The organism is Actinophytocola sp. (assembly GCF_045807065.1).
In the GTDB taxonomy this organism is placed as follows: domain Bacteria; phylum Actinomycetota; class Actinomycetes; order Mycobacteriales; family Pseudonocardiaceae; genus Actinophytocola.
In genome coordinates this window covers 1-14,185 of the sequence record NZ_JBJMIE010000724.1, presented here as the reverse complement: position 1 = coordinate 14,185, position 14,185 = coordinate 1, and the positions used below count along the sequence as shown (strand labels likewise).

The 14,185-nt window shown below is 71.1% G+C and carries 14 protein-coding genes; all 14 read left to right on the top strand.

Going from position 1 to position 14,185, the window contains the following annotated elements:
• The first annotated feature begins 168 nt into the window (after nt 1-168).
• Nucleotides 169-561, top strand: a complete 393-nt coding sequence (locus ACJ73U_RS42670) for a hypothetical protein (RefSeq protein WP_407783490.1) — start codon at nt 169-171, stop codon at nt 559-561.
• A 3-nt stretch (nt 562-564) separates the two neighbouring features.
• Nucleotides 565-849 carry a hypothetical protein gene (locus tag ACJ73U_RS42665; protein WP_407783489.1) on the top strand — a complete coding sequence of 95 codons (285 nt, stop codon included), beginning with the start codon at nt 565-567 and terminating at the stop codon, nt 847-849.
• Nucleotides 850-863: 14 nt separating this feature from the next.
• Nucleotides 864-1,367, top strand: a complete 504-nt coding sequence (locus ACJ73U_RS42660; RefSeq protein ID WP_407783488.1) for a hypothetical protein — start codon at nt 864-866, stop codon at nt 1,365-1,367.
• Nucleotides 1,364-1,735, top strand: a complete 372-nt coding sequence (locus ACJ73U_RS42655; protein WP_407783487.1) for a hypothetical protein — start codon at nt 1,364-1,366, stop codon at nt 1,733-1,735. The genes ACJ73U_RS42660 and ACJ73U_RS42655 overlap by 4 nt, the downstream gene beginning before the upstream one ends.
• A 16-nt stretch (nt 1,736-1,751) precedes the next feature.
• On the top strand, nt 1,752-3,377 hold the full coding sequence (locus ACJ73U_RS42650) for a hypothetical protein (protein ID WP_407783486.1): 1,626 nt from the start codon (nt 1,752-1,754) through the stop codon (nt 3,375-3,377).
• Nucleotides 3,377-3,688 (top strand): hypothetical protein, encoded by a 312-nt coding sequence (locus ACJ73U_RS42645; RefSeq protein WP_407783485.1) that lies wholly within the window; start codon nt 3,377-3,379, stop codon nt 3,686-3,688. Before ACJ73U_RS42650 ends, ACJ73U_RS42645 begins: the two co-directional genes overlap by 1 nt.
• 156 nt (nt 3,689-3,844) lie before the next feature.
• Nucleotides 3,845-4,276, top strand: coding sequence for a hypothetical protein (locus ACJ73U_RS42640; protein ID WP_407783484.1), 432 nt, complete (start codon nt 3,845-3,847; stop codon nt 4,274-4,276).
• A complete protein-coding gene (locus ACJ73U_RS42635; RefSeq protein WP_407783483.1) occupies nt 4,273-5,586 on the top strand; it encodes a baseplate J/gp47 family protein in 1,314 nt (437 codons plus the stop codon). The genes ACJ73U_RS42640 and ACJ73U_RS42635 overlap by 4 nt, the downstream gene beginning before the upstream one ends.
• On the top strand, nt 5,583-8,696 hold the full coding sequence (locus ACJ73U_RS42630; RefSeq protein ID WP_407783482.1) for a LamG-like jellyroll fold domain-containing protein: 3,114 nt from the start codon (nt 5,583-5,585) through the stop codon (nt 8,694-8,696). Before ACJ73U_RS42635 ends, ACJ73U_RS42630 begins: the two co-directional genes overlap by 4 nt.
• Nucleotides 8,689-9,270, top strand: coding sequence for a hypothetical protein (locus ACJ73U_RS42625; RefSeq protein WP_407783481.1), 582 nt, complete (start codon nt 8,689-8,691; stop codon nt 9,268-9,270). The genes ACJ73U_RS42630 and ACJ73U_RS42625 overlap by 8 nt, the downstream gene beginning before the upstream one ends.
• A gap of 14 nt (nt 9,271-9,284) precedes the next feature.
• Nucleotides 9,285-9,929, top strand: coding sequence for a hypothetical protein (locus ACJ73U_RS42620; protein WP_407783480.1), 645 nt, complete (start codon nt 9,285-9,287; stop codon nt 9,927-9,929).
• A gap of 26 nt (nt 9,930-9,955) precedes the next feature.
• The gene (locus ACJ73U_RS42615) at nt 9,956-11,257 is read left to right on the top strand and encodes an Ig-like domain-containing protein (RefSeq protein WP_407783479.1); all 1,302 of its coding nucleotides are present in this window, start codon (nt 9,956-9,958) and stop codon (nt 11,255-11,257) included.
• A gap of 21 nt (nt 11,258-11,278) precedes the next feature.
• Nucleotides 11,279-13,270 carry a hypothetical protein gene (locus tag ACJ73U_RS42610; protein ID WP_407783478.1) on the top strand — a complete coding sequence of 664 codons (1,992 nt, stop codon included), beginning with the start codon at nt 11,279-11,281 and terminating at the stop codon, nt 13,268-13,270.
• 27 nt (nt 13,271-13,297) lie between these two features.
• Nucleotides 13,298-14,185: hypothetical protein (locus tag ACJ73U_RS42605; protein ID WP_407783477.1), on the top strand; the 888-nt coding region annotated here is incomplete at its 3' end.

Below are 14,185 nucleotides of genomic sequence, written 5' to 3'. Positions count from 1 at the left end.
TGCTGACGTTGCTGGACAAGGACCCGGCGACACGGACCGCCGTCGAGCAGCAGCGGATCCACGACGCCGAGGTGGCCCGGCTCGTGCAGGTGCTCGCCGCACTGGAGTACGCGGGTGCGGTGCACCGCATCTCCATCGATCTGAAGTTCGACTAGGAGGGCTCTTTCAATGGCCGACTGGAACACCCGGCTCGAGGTCAAGCTCGGCGACGCCACGATCACGCCGATCTCGACGTTCACGCCGACGTTCAACGTGCCGCACACCGTGTTGCACAGCATCGAGGCGGACAACACCGGCTTCGTCCGCCAGCCGTTCACGTTCACCTTCACCATGGGCGTGCCGGCGGTGGCGTCCGCCGTCGCGGACCTGACCGAGCTCGCCGCGAGCGGCACCGAGTTCCAGGTGGTGGTGGCCGAGAAGAAGGGCACCGACTGGGCCTTCAACTCGCTCAAGTTCGCGCGCTGCGTGGTCACCTCGGCGAACCCGAGCAACGTCGTGATCGACGGCGTGCCGCAGGCGTCGTTCACCTGTCTCGCGCTGTCCGTCGGCGTGGAGGGGTAAGCGGTGGACGGCACGGAGGACGACGCGGACACCGTCGCGGTGCCCGGTTTCGCGACCGGTGGCCGGGTGGAGCGGACCGGCATCGCGCTCGTCCACGAGGGCGAGTACATCGTGCCGCAGCCGGGCAGCGAGGCGGCGATCGCGCCGTGGCCCGACGGCGGTGCGGTGGTCAACTACTACTTCCCCGTCCAGATCGAGGTGGTCGGGTCGCTGCCCGAGGCCGAGGTCCGGCGTGTGGCCGACCACGTGTTCGGCGAGCTCGACCGGGAGCTCAACACCCGGATCTGACCGGAGGAAAACGCATGGCCGCCAACACACCCGTCCTGGTCGGCACTGTCCAGTTGCGACACGTGCAGAGCCTGACCGTGAACGAGGGGTACCGCGTCGAGCGGATCATGGGCAGCCGGTTCGTCCAGGCCACCCAGCCGACGAACCAGACGATCGCCATCGAGGCCGTGCTGCTCGGCGACGACCGGTTTGACCAGAAGAAGGAGCTGGAACGCGTGGCGCTCGTGTCACGGCAGCTGGTGGCCAACGCGCCAGCCGGGCAGGCCGCGGTGGGCATTTCGGTGGTGGCCGGGCTGACGACCAACGTGAACATGCAGGTCTCCAATCTGCGGTTCACGCAGAGCGTGGCCAAACGGGACGCGCTGGACGTGTCGATCACGTTGGAGCAGGTGCTGCCCGCCGGACAGGCGGCGACACCGGGCGACGCCACAGCGGGTCGCCTGGCGGGTGGCTCGGCGGCCCTGCCGAGCGTGCCCGCGCCCAATCCCGTCGCGAGGGTCCCTGGTGATCCGCTGTGACAGAGCCACAACCGAGCTTCGCGCGGTTGCCGATCAACCCGGCGGACGGGTTCCCGCAGGCGTTCCGGCTGACCGTGGCGGACCGGACCTACCGGTTCCAGCTCTACGCCAACGTGGCCGAGGAGCTGCTGGACACCACCGCTGGCCCGCTCGACCTGCCGGTGCCGGGGGCGTTCCTGGTGCTGGCGGTCGATCGGGAGGAGCCGGCCGGGCTGGCCACCATCCTGCGCCGCAAGCTGGTGCCCGAGGTCGTCTACCACGCGGCCGAGCTGGCGTTGACGTTCCCCACGATGCTGCTGGATCCCCGCAACCTCAACGGTGTCGGCGAGTTCGGCTCACAGGTCGTCGGTGGGGTGGCGCCGCGGTGAGACGGAGTGAAAGACCATGAGCTTCGCCATCTGGTACAAGGTGGACGTCGCCGCGCCGGGCGGTGCCGGGCTGTCGGTCACCGTGTCCAACGACGTGCTCGCCCACGCGCTCGCGCTGGACGCCGAGATCACCGTCACCATGACCGAGGGCGCCGCCACTGACACGTTCGAGGTCACGCTGATCAACCTGCCGACGGAGACGGCAGACCAGATCCGCGCGGTGCACGCCACCACCGCGGTGACCGTGTCGGTGCACCTCGGCTACTTCGACGACGCCGCAACGAGAAACGGCGACGGCGGACTCGTGCTCGCGGGCCGGGTCACCCGGATCTCCAGCCGCGTCGGCGAGGATGGCTACGCCCGGACCGTCCTGTATGGACAGGAGACTGCGGGCTACCTGCTGCGCAACACCCCGGCCGCGGGCCAGGCCACCGACATCGACGCGGTGGGCTTCGCCAGAAAGCTGGTGGAACGGGCCGGCGGTCGGCTGGCACCGGGTTCGACGTTGCCGGGCGGCCTGACCGGGTTCACCCTGCGCGCCGGGTCCACGTTGGACGCGTTGCGTGCGCTGACCACCCGGGCCGGCCTGCCACTGGTGGTCCGCGACGGCGACGTCTACCTCGGGAACGCGGTCGGCGCGGCCACCGATACCGCACCCGTCGACTTCGACCCCGACACGAACATCGTGGCGCTGCACAGCGTCAACGGCGAGGACACGGCGGGGAAGCTGAGCCCGCCGGTGCACGCGACCGTGTGTATGACGGTGCTCGGCCATCCGCGCCTGCGGGTCGGCCAGGTCGCCAAGGTGACCGGGCTGTCCGGTGTGCCGTCCGGGACGCTGAGACTGTCCAAAGTGGTCCACAGGTTCGCCACCGACAGCGGCTACACCGCGCGGCTCGAGCTGATCGCGGCCGAGGCGGGCACGCGGGCGCAGGTCACCACCGGCGTGCAGGTCGTCGCGGACCGGTTGCGGGACATGGTCGACCGCGCCCAGGACGACCGGCCCGCCATCGACGTCGGCGAAGTCACGCAGTACACAGTGGATGGGCACGTGGCGTCGCTGCATTACTCGCAGGACCCCGATCCGGCCGTGACCGCGCCGAGCGTCGCCAGCCCGGCCGACGCCACGCTCAGCCTGCTGGACAAGCCGATCGCGTCGGCGTTCGCGTTCGACCAGACCGGGCTGGTCGTGCCGGTGTACCCGGGCATGCGTGCCTTGCTGGCACACAACCGCGGCCTCGTGAACGACGCGGTGCTGGCCGGGTTCATCTGGCCGGACGAGGCCGCGGACCGACGCCCGCGCAGCCAGCGGGGCGACTACTGGCTCGCCCTGCCGACCCGCCTCGGCCCGGACGGCAGACCGACCGGCCCGGGCGCCAACGACCTCACCGACGGCACCGGCCACCGGGTGATCCAGACGGCGGGCCTGCGTATCCAGGTCGGCGTGGGTGTGCTGCCTGACGTCGGTACTCGCCCCACCCCACCGGCGGACGGGTCGATCACGATCGAGCACGAGAGCGGCACCACCATCAAGGTCGACACGGGCGGCGGCGTCACCATCTCCACCAACCACAAGCCGATCACGCTGACCAACGGCGGCGTGAGCGTCACGCTCGACGGCGCGAAGGTGGCGGTGTCGTGATGGCCGCGGTGCTGACCGACGCGTCGATCCTGCTGTGCCCACACGGGTTCCCGTTCCAGGTCGCGGCGAAGAAGCAACTGCTCAGCGTGGCGGGGCACTTCGTCCTCGTCCGCGGCGACGTCGTGGGCGCGGCGATCACAACCTGCACGAACACCACGAAGTGCACGGCTGTCGCGGCGATCACCGCCGGGTTGTCGACCACCCTGGCGATCGACGACGATCCGGTCGTGCTGGCCACGGCCACCGGCAACACGAACATCGCGGTCTGGCACGTCCAGTCCGCGGCACAGACGAAACTGGAGGCGGCATGACGACGCCCGCGCCGACGACGGCTTTGAAGGCAGGTCGACTGCCTCCCAACCGCGCCTCAGGGGAACGTGACGCAAACCAGCCACAAGTACGTGACCAAACGGAACCACTCCGTCCCAAGGCAACCAACACTTCTAATCTCGGGGAGGCGGAACAGCATGACCTCGCCTGACCCGTTCGGGCGCGGCTTCCGCCTGAACAACGGGGATCTCGCGTTCGACGGTGGGGATCTGGCGCAGGTGGCGGGCATCGCGAACCTCACGCAGGCGCTGACACTGCGGATCCTGACGCCGCTTGGCTCGGACCGCTTCGACACCGGCTACGGGCTGGACGTCCGGCAGGCCTTCACGACGCCCAACGGTGTCCGCGTCGTGAAGGAACTGCTGCGGTTGAACCTGGTGAGCACGCTGACCGCAGACCCGAGGGTCCACGAGGTGCGGAAGGTCAGCTTCGACGACGACCCGGACCGGCTGGCCGCCGATCCGGACGGGGGAAGCACCGCCCGCGTCAGTCGCAGGTGGACGGTCGTGGTCGACCTGGACACGGTGGCAGGCGCCGCGCTGACGCTGCGGGCGAACGTGGAGGTATGACGATCGTGACCGATTTCGGGGTGACCCAGAGCGGGTTCGTGCAGAAGCCCGTCGACGTGCTGCTCGGCGAGGCGTTCGACCGCGCGCGGGCCGTCTTCCCTGGCGTGGACCTGACGAACACCAGCGCGCTGCGCAAGGTCCTGGAGACGACCGCGGCCGAGGACAACGAGCTGTGGAAACGGCTGGAGGACCTGTACTACGGGAACTTCGTGTCCACGGCGATCGGCGCCACGCTGGACCAGCTCGGCGAGGACGTGGGCGTGGAGCGGCGGCAGCTGGCCAGCACGGGCACCGTCCGGATCACCGTGGAGAACGCGGTCGCGGACCGGCAGTACGTGCTGCCGGAGGGCACGATCGTGGTGACCGGCGACCCGGTTCGCGCGTTCGGCACGGTGGCGCCGGTGCGGCTCGACGCCACTACCCGCACCGCCGACGTGGGCGTGGTCGCGTTCGAGCGCGGGCCGGGCGGCGACGTGGACGCGGGCGCTATCCAGGCCGTCGATCCCAGCTACAGCACGCAGTTCCTGGCCGACTCCGGCGCCGCGCGGTTCACGGTGACCAACCGGGCCGCGACGACCGGTGGCGAGGACGCCGAGTCCGACGCGTCCTACCGCGGCAGGCTACTCGGCCTGGCCCGCAACCTGTGGACGGTCGACGCGGTGGCCCAGGCCGCGCTCGGCGTCGACGGCGTGGTGGACGTCGTGCTGTCCGACCCGCTGGGCGGCGTGGACGTGTCGCAGAGCTACTTCGACCTGTTCAACTTCGACCAGCGCGCGTTCAGCAGTGAGCGGCGCGCGGGAGAGCCGTACTTCTTCACGGTCGTGGTGGCACACGACTTCCGGCAGCCATGGCACACGGTCGGGCCGGTGACCGGGATCTTCGAACAGGTCACCGCCGCGGTCGACGCGGTCCGGCCGATCGGCATCCACGCCAACGTCGTCGAGGCCGACCACATCCAGATCGGGGTGCGGGCGACCGCCGTGGTCGCGTCCGGCTCGGACGGCACGGCGCTGCTCTCGTCGATCCGCAGGCGCCTGGCCACCGACGTCGCCGCGCTGCGCCTCGGCGGCGACGTCCTGTACTCGCAGGTGGTCCGCGCGTTCGTGGAGCAGCCCGGCGTGCTTGACGTGCGGGACCTGCACCTGCGCCGCTCGCCGGCCTCGTTCGGCCGGATCACCTTCGGCGACGTGCCGTTCCAGCGGGTGGTGGCCGAGGCCGCGGTCGGGGAGAACCTGGCCATGGGGCCGACCGAGCTGGCGACGTTCGGCGCCGACGACGACACTCTCGACCTGGCAGTGGTGATCCGGTGACCGGGCCCATCGCCGCGCGGCGGATGAGCCGCCGCCTGACCACGCCGTTCGAACGCGGCGCGGACACGCTCGGGCTGGGCCTGACGCTTCTCGGCAGCTCACAGGCCACTGTGGACCCCTACGACTTCGCCGACCACCACGCCCGCTTCGACGCGGAACCCGAGCCGGGGTACGTGCTCGCCACGACCCGCGACATCGCCGTCGACACCACGGTCCGGCTGGACTACGACGACCCCGGCGCCCCGTCGGGGTTCACCACCGTGGCCGTGCCGGCGGGGACGGTGGCGGGCACGTCGTTCCCACTCCCCGCGCCGGTGTCGGCGAGCGCCCGGCTGGCGTTGCTGACCGTGACGCCGACCCCGGAGGACAACCGGCCCGACCTGTGCTGGACGCTGACCGCGTTGCTGGGCAACACGGCGAAGCTGCTGTGGGTGGTGGGCGCCGAACGCGACCAGCTGCGCAGACACGCGGAACGCACTGTGGCGCAACGGCATCTGCCCAACGCCCTCGGGCTGAGCCTCGACCTGATCGGCCACGACCTCGGCGTGCCGCGGTTCCCGCCGCAGCCACACGGGTTCGACACCGACACGATCGCGCTGTACCACCTGGACGACACGGGTGAGCCCGTCGCCGACGTGACCGCGGCCTACCCGGGCCGCACCGGTTTCCCCGGCACGCTCGTCGGGCCGGTGCAGCTCGGCGTCGCGGGCCGGTACGGCCAGGCGATGGGTTTCCGCGATGCCGGCGCCGCGGTCCGGATCACCACGACCACCGCGTTCAACCTCGGGACGGGCGCCGAGCTGACCGTCGAGTGCTTCGTCCGCCCGGACGACGACGCGAACGGCCCGGTGCTGAGCCGTCGCCAGACGCGGAACAGCGGCCCTGGCTGGGTACTGGGGATCGGGAAGTTCGACGCGAAGCTGGACCGCGACGTGCGGTTCACCCTCAGCGACGGCAGCACGACCCTGGACCTGCACGCGTGCGTCACGTTGCCCACCGACCGGTTCACCCACCTGGCCGCGACCCTCGACCGGACCACCGGCCGCCTCACCCTGTACGTGGACGGCGCGGAGAAGGACTTCCGGTTCCTGTCCCCGCTCGACGCGGTGCGGACCACGGCGGACCTGCTGATCGGCGCGGCGGGCGGCGGTTTCCGCGGCGTGGTCGACGAGGTGCGGATCAGCTCGGTGGCCCGCACCGACTTCGCCCCGGTCCTCGGCGAGGCCGACGACCACTACCGCCGCAGGCTGACGTTGTTCCGCCGCTGGACGCTGCCGACCCCCGCCAACCTCGCGGCCATTCTCAACCAGCTCGCCGGCCCCGTCGGTGGCCGGCCGGACGACACGGACACGATCGTGGTCGACGACACGAACGCGACACTTGTCCGCGGCACCCGGCTGGTCCACGTCCGGCCGGTCGCGTTGCTGCCAGGGGAGAGCATCGACGCGACCGGCCGGCGCAGGACTCCCCAGGTCACAGTGGTCGGCACCGCGGCCGAGGAGGATAGCTTCGACCCGGCCTTCCTGTCGCGTTACGCCAACCCGAACGTGGACTTCGGCAGGCCGCCCGGCCGGACGCTGGATCCCGGTGAGCACGCACCGGACCCGCACCTGGTCCAGAACGGCGTCGCACAACGCCTCGACCGGCTCGTCACGCTGACCGGCGTCGAGACCAACCTGCAGGGGCGGCTGCTGGTCGACGCCGCGTACGATCCGCGTGCCACCGACCTGCGTGCCACCGGCCGGGCCGTGCTGGTCGACCACAGCCTGGTGCCGCTCGGCAGGCTCGCCGCGCTGGCCCACCGCGCGGGCTTCGACTACGTGGCCTACCGCGCCGACCTCGGCCGGATCTACGCGGCCGCCGCACCGGACGACTACTTCGCCATCGGCCTCGCCCCGGCCACCGAGGGCCCGGCCGACCTCGACGTGGGCACGACAGTCACGCTGTCCCTGAGCCCCGCGCCACCCCAGGACGCCTTCCTGCGGTGGATCATCGTGCCGGCCGACGGCGGCGGGCGCGCCACACTCACCCCCGCGGGCAACGCGGGCTCACCGCACCGGACGGCCACGCTGCGGGCGACGGCCGCGGGCAGGCTGATCGTCAAGGCCGACCTCACCCGCGGCAGGCACACCGTCTCCATGACGCGTGTGCTGCACGCCGGGCTGACCGACCTGCCCGACGGTGGCACGATCACCGCGGACGGCACGACCGGCGTACCACCATCCACTGTGGACGACGTGTTCTTCGACCAGGCGTTCCTGGTCAGGCACACGGACTCCCGTGTGGACTACGGGTCCGACGACGCCCACGCGATGCAGCCCGCCGTCGCCGAGCTGCTGGACGCGCTGCTCACCGAGCTGGACCGCCGTGCTGTTGGCGGCCGGCTCGCGGTGACATCGGCGTTCGTCCCGCAGACGCCGCCACCCGCCGGGGCGGGCAGACAACTCGTCCTGCGGCACAGCGTGCTGACGCCCGGCGCACTGGCGAGTGCGGCGTTCGCGGTCGGTTTCGGTCACCTGCACCACAACGGCGCCGACCTGATCGTGACCAAGCCGCCCGGGCAGCTCGTGCAGGTGCGTGGGCCGGGCGCGATCGAGCCGAACGGCATCATCGAACTGGACGAGGGCGCCGACCTGGCGTTGACCGCGACCCCCACACCGGCCGACCTGGCCGCCGCCGGGCTGAGCGGGCAGGTGCCGGGGGAGGGCCCCCGGCTGGGCTGGGCGTCGGGAACGTTCGACAACGCGGCCATCACCATCGGGTCGTCCACCCAGCCCGCCGTCACGCTGCACGCCAGGTTCGCGGGCATGGCGTGGGTGCAGGCGAGCTACCTCGTGGGCGGCGAGCCGACGCCGTACACGTTCCAGGTGCGGCCGCGTGCGGACCTGGACACCCCGGCGACGGTCATCACCAAGGACCAGCACGACCTGATCATGAACATCCTCAACGTGCTGCACCCGGCCGGTGTCGAGGTCAACACCGCCGCCGTGCGCGCGCACGTGGTCGAGCTGCAGGGCAGCCTCACGCAGGCCAACCCCGACTACACGTACCCGAAGTTCCGCGTCCGCGGCCCACTGCCGCGCCAGGCGAGAGGGCCGGCCGATGGCTGATGTCAGCTTCACGCAAACCTTCCACCACCTCGACTGGGTCGACGACGTCGACCGCGTCCGCGCCGACGAGCCGAACGGCTTCAACGCCCGCTTCAACGCGATCGAGGCCGACCTCCAGCAGCTGTCGGCGGTGGTCGCCCAGGTCGACGCCGCGCTCGGCCAGCAGACCGGCGCGGGGGAGCGAACTCTCACGTTCCCGCCGCAGCTGCGCCCGGCCTGGAGTATCACCTCCAGCGGTGCGGCGAACGCGCCGGCGGGTCTCCCCGCGTCGGGGCAGCTGACCCTGGCCCTGCCGGACGGCGTGCGCCTGACGTCGTTCCGCGCGCTCGGCCAGGCCGACGGCACGACGGTGGCGATCTCCCTGTCCCGCATCCCGATCAGCGACAACAACCCGCAGGTCCTGGCGTCGGTGACCGGCGACGCGAACCCGTTCGACAAGGCGGTGTCGATCGACCCGGCCGTGGCCACGACGGCCACCGGCACGTACCGCTACCTCGTCGGGGCCTCCGTCCCGTCGACCCAGTCCGGCGCCGTGACGCTCGCCGCCTTCCAGATCACCTACACCGCCGAGTGAGCCGAGGAGCAACGGTGGCACACCTGAGCTACACCCCGACCTTCCACCACACCAACTGGGTGGACAAGATCGACAGGGTCGAGGCCGACGGCCCGAACGGCTGCAACAACCGGTTCAACGCCATCGCCGCCGACCTGACCCAACTGTCCACAGTGGTCAAGCGGATAGGCACGGCGATCGACCAGCTGAACGCGCCACCCGCACCGCGGCAACAACAGCTGACCCTCAGCCCGGTGCTGCACCCGACCCCCTCGGCCGCCGGGTGGGAGACGGACAGCGGCCTGGGCACGGCGCGCGCCACCATCGGTCAGGCCACCAACAACGCGTTCGGTGTCATGAACCTGACCCTGTCCGAGGGCGTACGGCTCGCCAGTCTCCGGGTGCGGGGCGCCCGCGACGGCCAGGTGAGCAGCGGGGCCGTCGCGTTGTTCCGCACCCCGCTGCGGCTGGCGCAAGGGGCGCCGCCCGTCGACCAGCTGGCCACGGTCGACCTGGTGGCCGCGGGCAGCTTCGACCGGCAGGCCCCGGCCGTCGACGTGGTGTCGCTGATCGACCCGACCACTTTCCGCTACTTCATCACCGCCCGGCTCGTGTGGAACGGCAGCGATGCCGCCAGCGCGGCGATCAACGCCATCCAGCTCACGCTCGTACCCGCCTGAGCAGGACCAGCACATCGGAGACAGCCATGATCGACGTGAGTTTCGCGACCCCGGCGCCCGGCGAGAGCGTCGGGAACACCTTCACCATCACGGGAACCTGGTTCGACGACGGCCAGGTGGACACCGAGGGCCACGACCAGTTCGGCATCCTGCAGATCCTGGTCGACTTCGGCGCCAACCGGTTCCCCAAGGTCAAGGCGACGGTCGGGGACGGCACCTGGTCCGCCACCGGCTCACTGCCCACGGGCGTTCGGCACGGCGACGTGATCACCCTGGCTTTCACCGCGAACATCCTTGCCACGAGCAGCAGCGGCGACCAGCCCGGCGAGATCGACGTGAGCGACACCCGGCAGGTGGTGGTCGAACAGACCCCGCCGCAGGTCACCATCGACTCGTTCCCCAGCGACCGGACCGTCAACCAGCTGCCGTTCCGCCTGCTGACGTTGTCGGGCCACGCTTCCGACAGCTCCGGCGTCACCACGGTGCAGTACTCGATCGACGGCGGCCCGCGCCAGAACATGGACACGGCCGTCGGCGACCCGACCAACCTCAGCTGGACGAAGGCCAACCTCGACTTCGGCGCGGGCGACCACACGATCGCCGTGTTCGCCACCGACTTCTTCGGCAACGAGGCCTCGGTGTCGGCGCCTCTCACCGTGCGGCTCAACGAGGTGACGCCCCCGCCACCACCCACCCCGGTCGACATCAGCTTCACCCCGACGTTCCGCCACACCAACTGGGTCAACAACGTCGACCCGATCGTGGCGGGCGGGCCGAACGGGTTCAACGTGCGGTACGACGCCATCGACAGCGACCTGCGCCAGGTGTCCACAGTGGTCGACCAGGTCAACGTCGCGCTCAAGACCGCGGGCATCCCGGCAGGTGTGCAACTGCTGACACCCGGCCTCGACCTCATCACCCGGCTGCAACCCATCGGCGCCGGCTGGAACTATGACGAGAACGGACTGGTGCACCCGGACGCGACGTCCGGCAGCGCCAACGCGGTGATGGACCTGACGCTGCCCGAGAAGATCAAGCTGGTGTCGTTCCGTGCCACGGGCTTCTTCTCCGGTCCCCCCGCCAGGCTCAACATCGCCCTGCGGCGGATCCCGCTCACCGGCCCGACCCAGGTGCCGGACACCCTGGCCACGATCAGCCCTGACGCCAACACCACCAATCCCTACGACCTCACGACGCCCGTCACCAGCGCGCTCGCCACGGTGGACAACGGCGCGTTCCGCTATTTCATCCAGTTCGGCGCGGCGTCCATCCAGGCGTCCCCGGCCGTCAGCGTGGCCGCGGTGCAACTGGCCTACGTCGCGACCTGAGCCGTGCGCATCAACTGCCACGTGCCGATCACCGTGCGGGTCGTCGGCGTGCCGAGCGACGACCAGCTCGTGGCGCTGGGCCGGGCGGTGACCCGCGCGGTGACGGCCCGGCTGGCCGAGGCGGAACGCGTGCTGGCCGACCGGCACGGCGATCATGCCGCGACCACGACGCGGGTGCGGGAGCCCTACGACCCGGCACGCGCGGGCGAGTCCGGCTACGCCGTCCCGTCCTACCAGCTCGCGGGCGACCCCGTGGCCGTGCCGGCGCAACCCGCGCCCGCCACGCCACCGCAGCCCGCGCCCGCCGCGCCCGCCGGGCCGCCGCCGTTGCCGGACCTCGACGCGAACGAGGCCGCGTTCCGGGCCCAGCACCGGGACCTGGCGGACATCGACCGGCAGCACAAGACAGCGCGGGAGAACGAGGACGCGGTGCGTGCGGTCGCGTTGGCGGCCTTCGGCTCCGAGGACGCCGTCGACGCCGTCTTCGACACGCTCTCGGATCCGGTGAAGAAGGAGGTGGACCGGCGCCACCCCAAGGCCACCGGGACGGACCGGACCGCGCACCGGCTCCAGTTCTTCGTCCGCATGCGGTTGTACTTCACCGACTGGCGCCACCTGCTCGACCACTTCCGGGACTTCACCGAGTTGAGGATCGGCTCCGACAACATCGCGTTGCACAGCGACGCCGCCGAGCGGCTCAAGCGCGTGCTGGACGTGCTCGCGAAGCACGGCCACGGGTTCCCGCAGATCTCGAACCCGTTCGGGCTGCACGACTTCGAGAGCACGGAGATCGCGAGTGGTGGCTTCATGATCCACGACCTTGGCTACGCGGTGGACATCGAACCAAGGACGAACCCCCGGATCGGTTACGAGAAGCGCGGTCCCAGCAACTTCGACCCGTACCAGATCGCGGCGAGCATGGACCCGCGGAACGCGGCGATGGCCATGGGGATGGCCGGGCTGCGGACCGTCGTCGCCATGGGGCGGCGCATGGCGGGCGACGACCACACCCTCGCGAGCGAGGACACCGACCCCGCGGCGAAGGAGTACTTCGAGGAGTTCGCGCGGAAGTTCGACCAGATGCGGCAAGGCTCGGTCGGGTTCGTCGGCGCGTTGTCCGCCGCGAACCGCATGAAGCTGCTCGCCGTGCGCACCCGGTACCTCGACCTGCTGCGTGAGCTGAAAGCCGCACGCGCCAAACGTCCCGTCGACCAGGCCGCGGTCAAGGACCTCGAGGCACGCCGGTCGGCCACGCTCGCCGAGATCCCGCCGCTCGTCGGCGAGTGGGTCGCCGCGCTCGAAACGGAGGTCAACAATTCGCTGGCCAAGCATCCCGGCATGGACAGGCTACGCCCGCCCGACACGATCCGGCATGAGCTGAAAGAAGCGGAGCGGGTGCTCCAGCAGGCACGCCAGGACGAGGACCGCGCCAGGTCGGCCGCCGCCGCGGCGGCGGCACGACGCGACGCCGCGGTAGCGAGATACGACCGGGCCCGGCGGTCCCAGCGCGACTGGGCTGCGACGCCCGCGCCGGACGAACACCGCGACATGCTTGCCAGACAACAGGAAGCCGACGAGGCGCGGGTCAAGGAACTCCACGTGGCCCGCGAACTCGCCCGTGCCACGGCCGCACGCACTCTGCTCGCGGCCGAGCTGGCGGGGTCCGATCTCCCGGACCTGACCACCGCCTGGAACTGGATCGGGAAGGTACGCGAGCTGCGGGACGAGCTAGCCCACCCCGACCTGTCGACGCCCGCGGGCGTCAAGTCGTTCGAGTCGTTGACGACAGGGGACCTGGACAACATCGCGCCCGCGGACAACCCGCCGCTGCTGCGGTTGCTGGAGGCCGGCTTCTTCAACCCGACGGGCACGTTCGACCTCCAGTTCTTCGAGGAGATGGCGCACAGCGGGTTCGTCCCCGGCGCCACCTGGTTCTTCGGCAGCGCCGACCCCATGCACTTCGAACTGCAGGAAGGCAAGGACACGATCCAGTCGCCGGGGAAACCGAAGTGACCCGCCCACGAAACGGAGGCCGGGACCGTGCGCCGGTGCTACCACCTGCCCGCTGACATCACCGTGCCCGACGGGCTGCCCGCCGTGGCCGGGCAGCGGCTGGCCGCCGTCCTCGCGGACGCGGTCGGCCGCGCCGTCCGGGCCGCGGCGCCCGGCGAAACCGCTGTGCCGCAACCGAACCCGCGGGCCGAGTCGAAGGAGTGGGTCGGCCCGACCTGGGGCGCGTACGACATCCCGAGTTACGACGACGGCGGCCGGAAGGTCCACCTCCCCGTCGTGGGCGAAGACGTGCTGACGAGCAGCGTCGGCGCGCCCTTCACCGACTCGCTCACCGCCGACGGGCTGCGGGCACAGGTCACCCTGCTGGTGCGGACACTCGAACGCGGCGTGGCCGACGCGGCGGCTCGTACGGCCATGACCCAGAACCTGGAGTTCCTGGAGGCATACGCGGCGGCACACGGCATCACGCTGCCCGCCGCGACCGCCTACGAGTTCCGGCAGGTCCTGAAATCGCACGTGGCCGACCTCAGGCGGCACCTCGAGGCGCTCCAGCAGATCAGGACCGACGTCCCGCCGGCCACCGAGCTTGGCATGACGTTGAACCGCGACCGGTTGGTCGAGTGGCATCTCGACCAGCTGGCCTGGATCGAGGAGGCGACGCGCCACGCGGGCACGCTCGTCTCCGAGGCGGAGGGCGGGGGAACGGGCAGCGCGCAGAAGTTCGCCGACGCGGGCACCGAGCTGACGACCGCGATCTTCGGTCTGCGCACGCTAGCCATCATCCTCGCCTACGAAGGCCTGAACTACGAGGTGGCGACGCGTTACCCGGTGACCGACCTGACGCAACAGGGTGTGCGGCTGGTCCACCGCTCGCTCGACACCGTGCTCCAGGGCCTGCGGAACCGGCTGCCCGGC

Bases quoted from the DNA above. Each gene is read 5' to 3' on its own strand.
- ACJ73U_RS42670 (WP_407783490.1), top strand. From the start codon at position 169: ATGGCCGACTGGAACACCCGGCTCGAGGTCAAGCTCGGCGACGCCACG.
- ACJ73U_RS42660 (WP_407783488.1), top strand. From the start codon at position 864: ATGGCCGCCAACACACCCGTCCTGGTCGGCACTGTCCAGTTGCGACAC.
- ACJ73U_RS42650 (WP_407783486.1), top strand. From the start codon at position 1,752: ATGAGCTTCGCCATCTGGTACAAGGTGGACGTCGCCGCGCCGGGCGGT.
- ACJ73U_RS42645 (WP_407783485.1), top strand. From the start codon at position 3,377: ATGGCCGCGGTGCTGACCGACGCGTCGATCCTGCTGTGCCCACACGGG.
- ACJ73U_RS42640 (WP_407783484.1), top strand. From the start codon at position 3,845: ATGACCTCGCCTGACCCGTTCGGGCGCGGCTTCCGCCTGAACAACGGG.
- ACJ73U_RS42635 (WP_407783483.1), top strand. From the start codon at position 4,273: ATGACGATCGTGACCGATTTCGGGGTGACCCAGAGCGGGTTCGTGCAG.
- ACJ73U_RS42625 (WP_407783481.1), top strand. From the start codon at position 8,689: ATGGCTGATGTCAGCTTCACGCAAACCTTCCACCACCTCGACTGGGTC.
- ACJ73U_RS42615 (WP_407783479.1), top strand. From the start codon at position 9,956: ATGATCGACGTGAGTTTCGCGACCCCGGCGCCCGGCGAGAGCGTCGGG.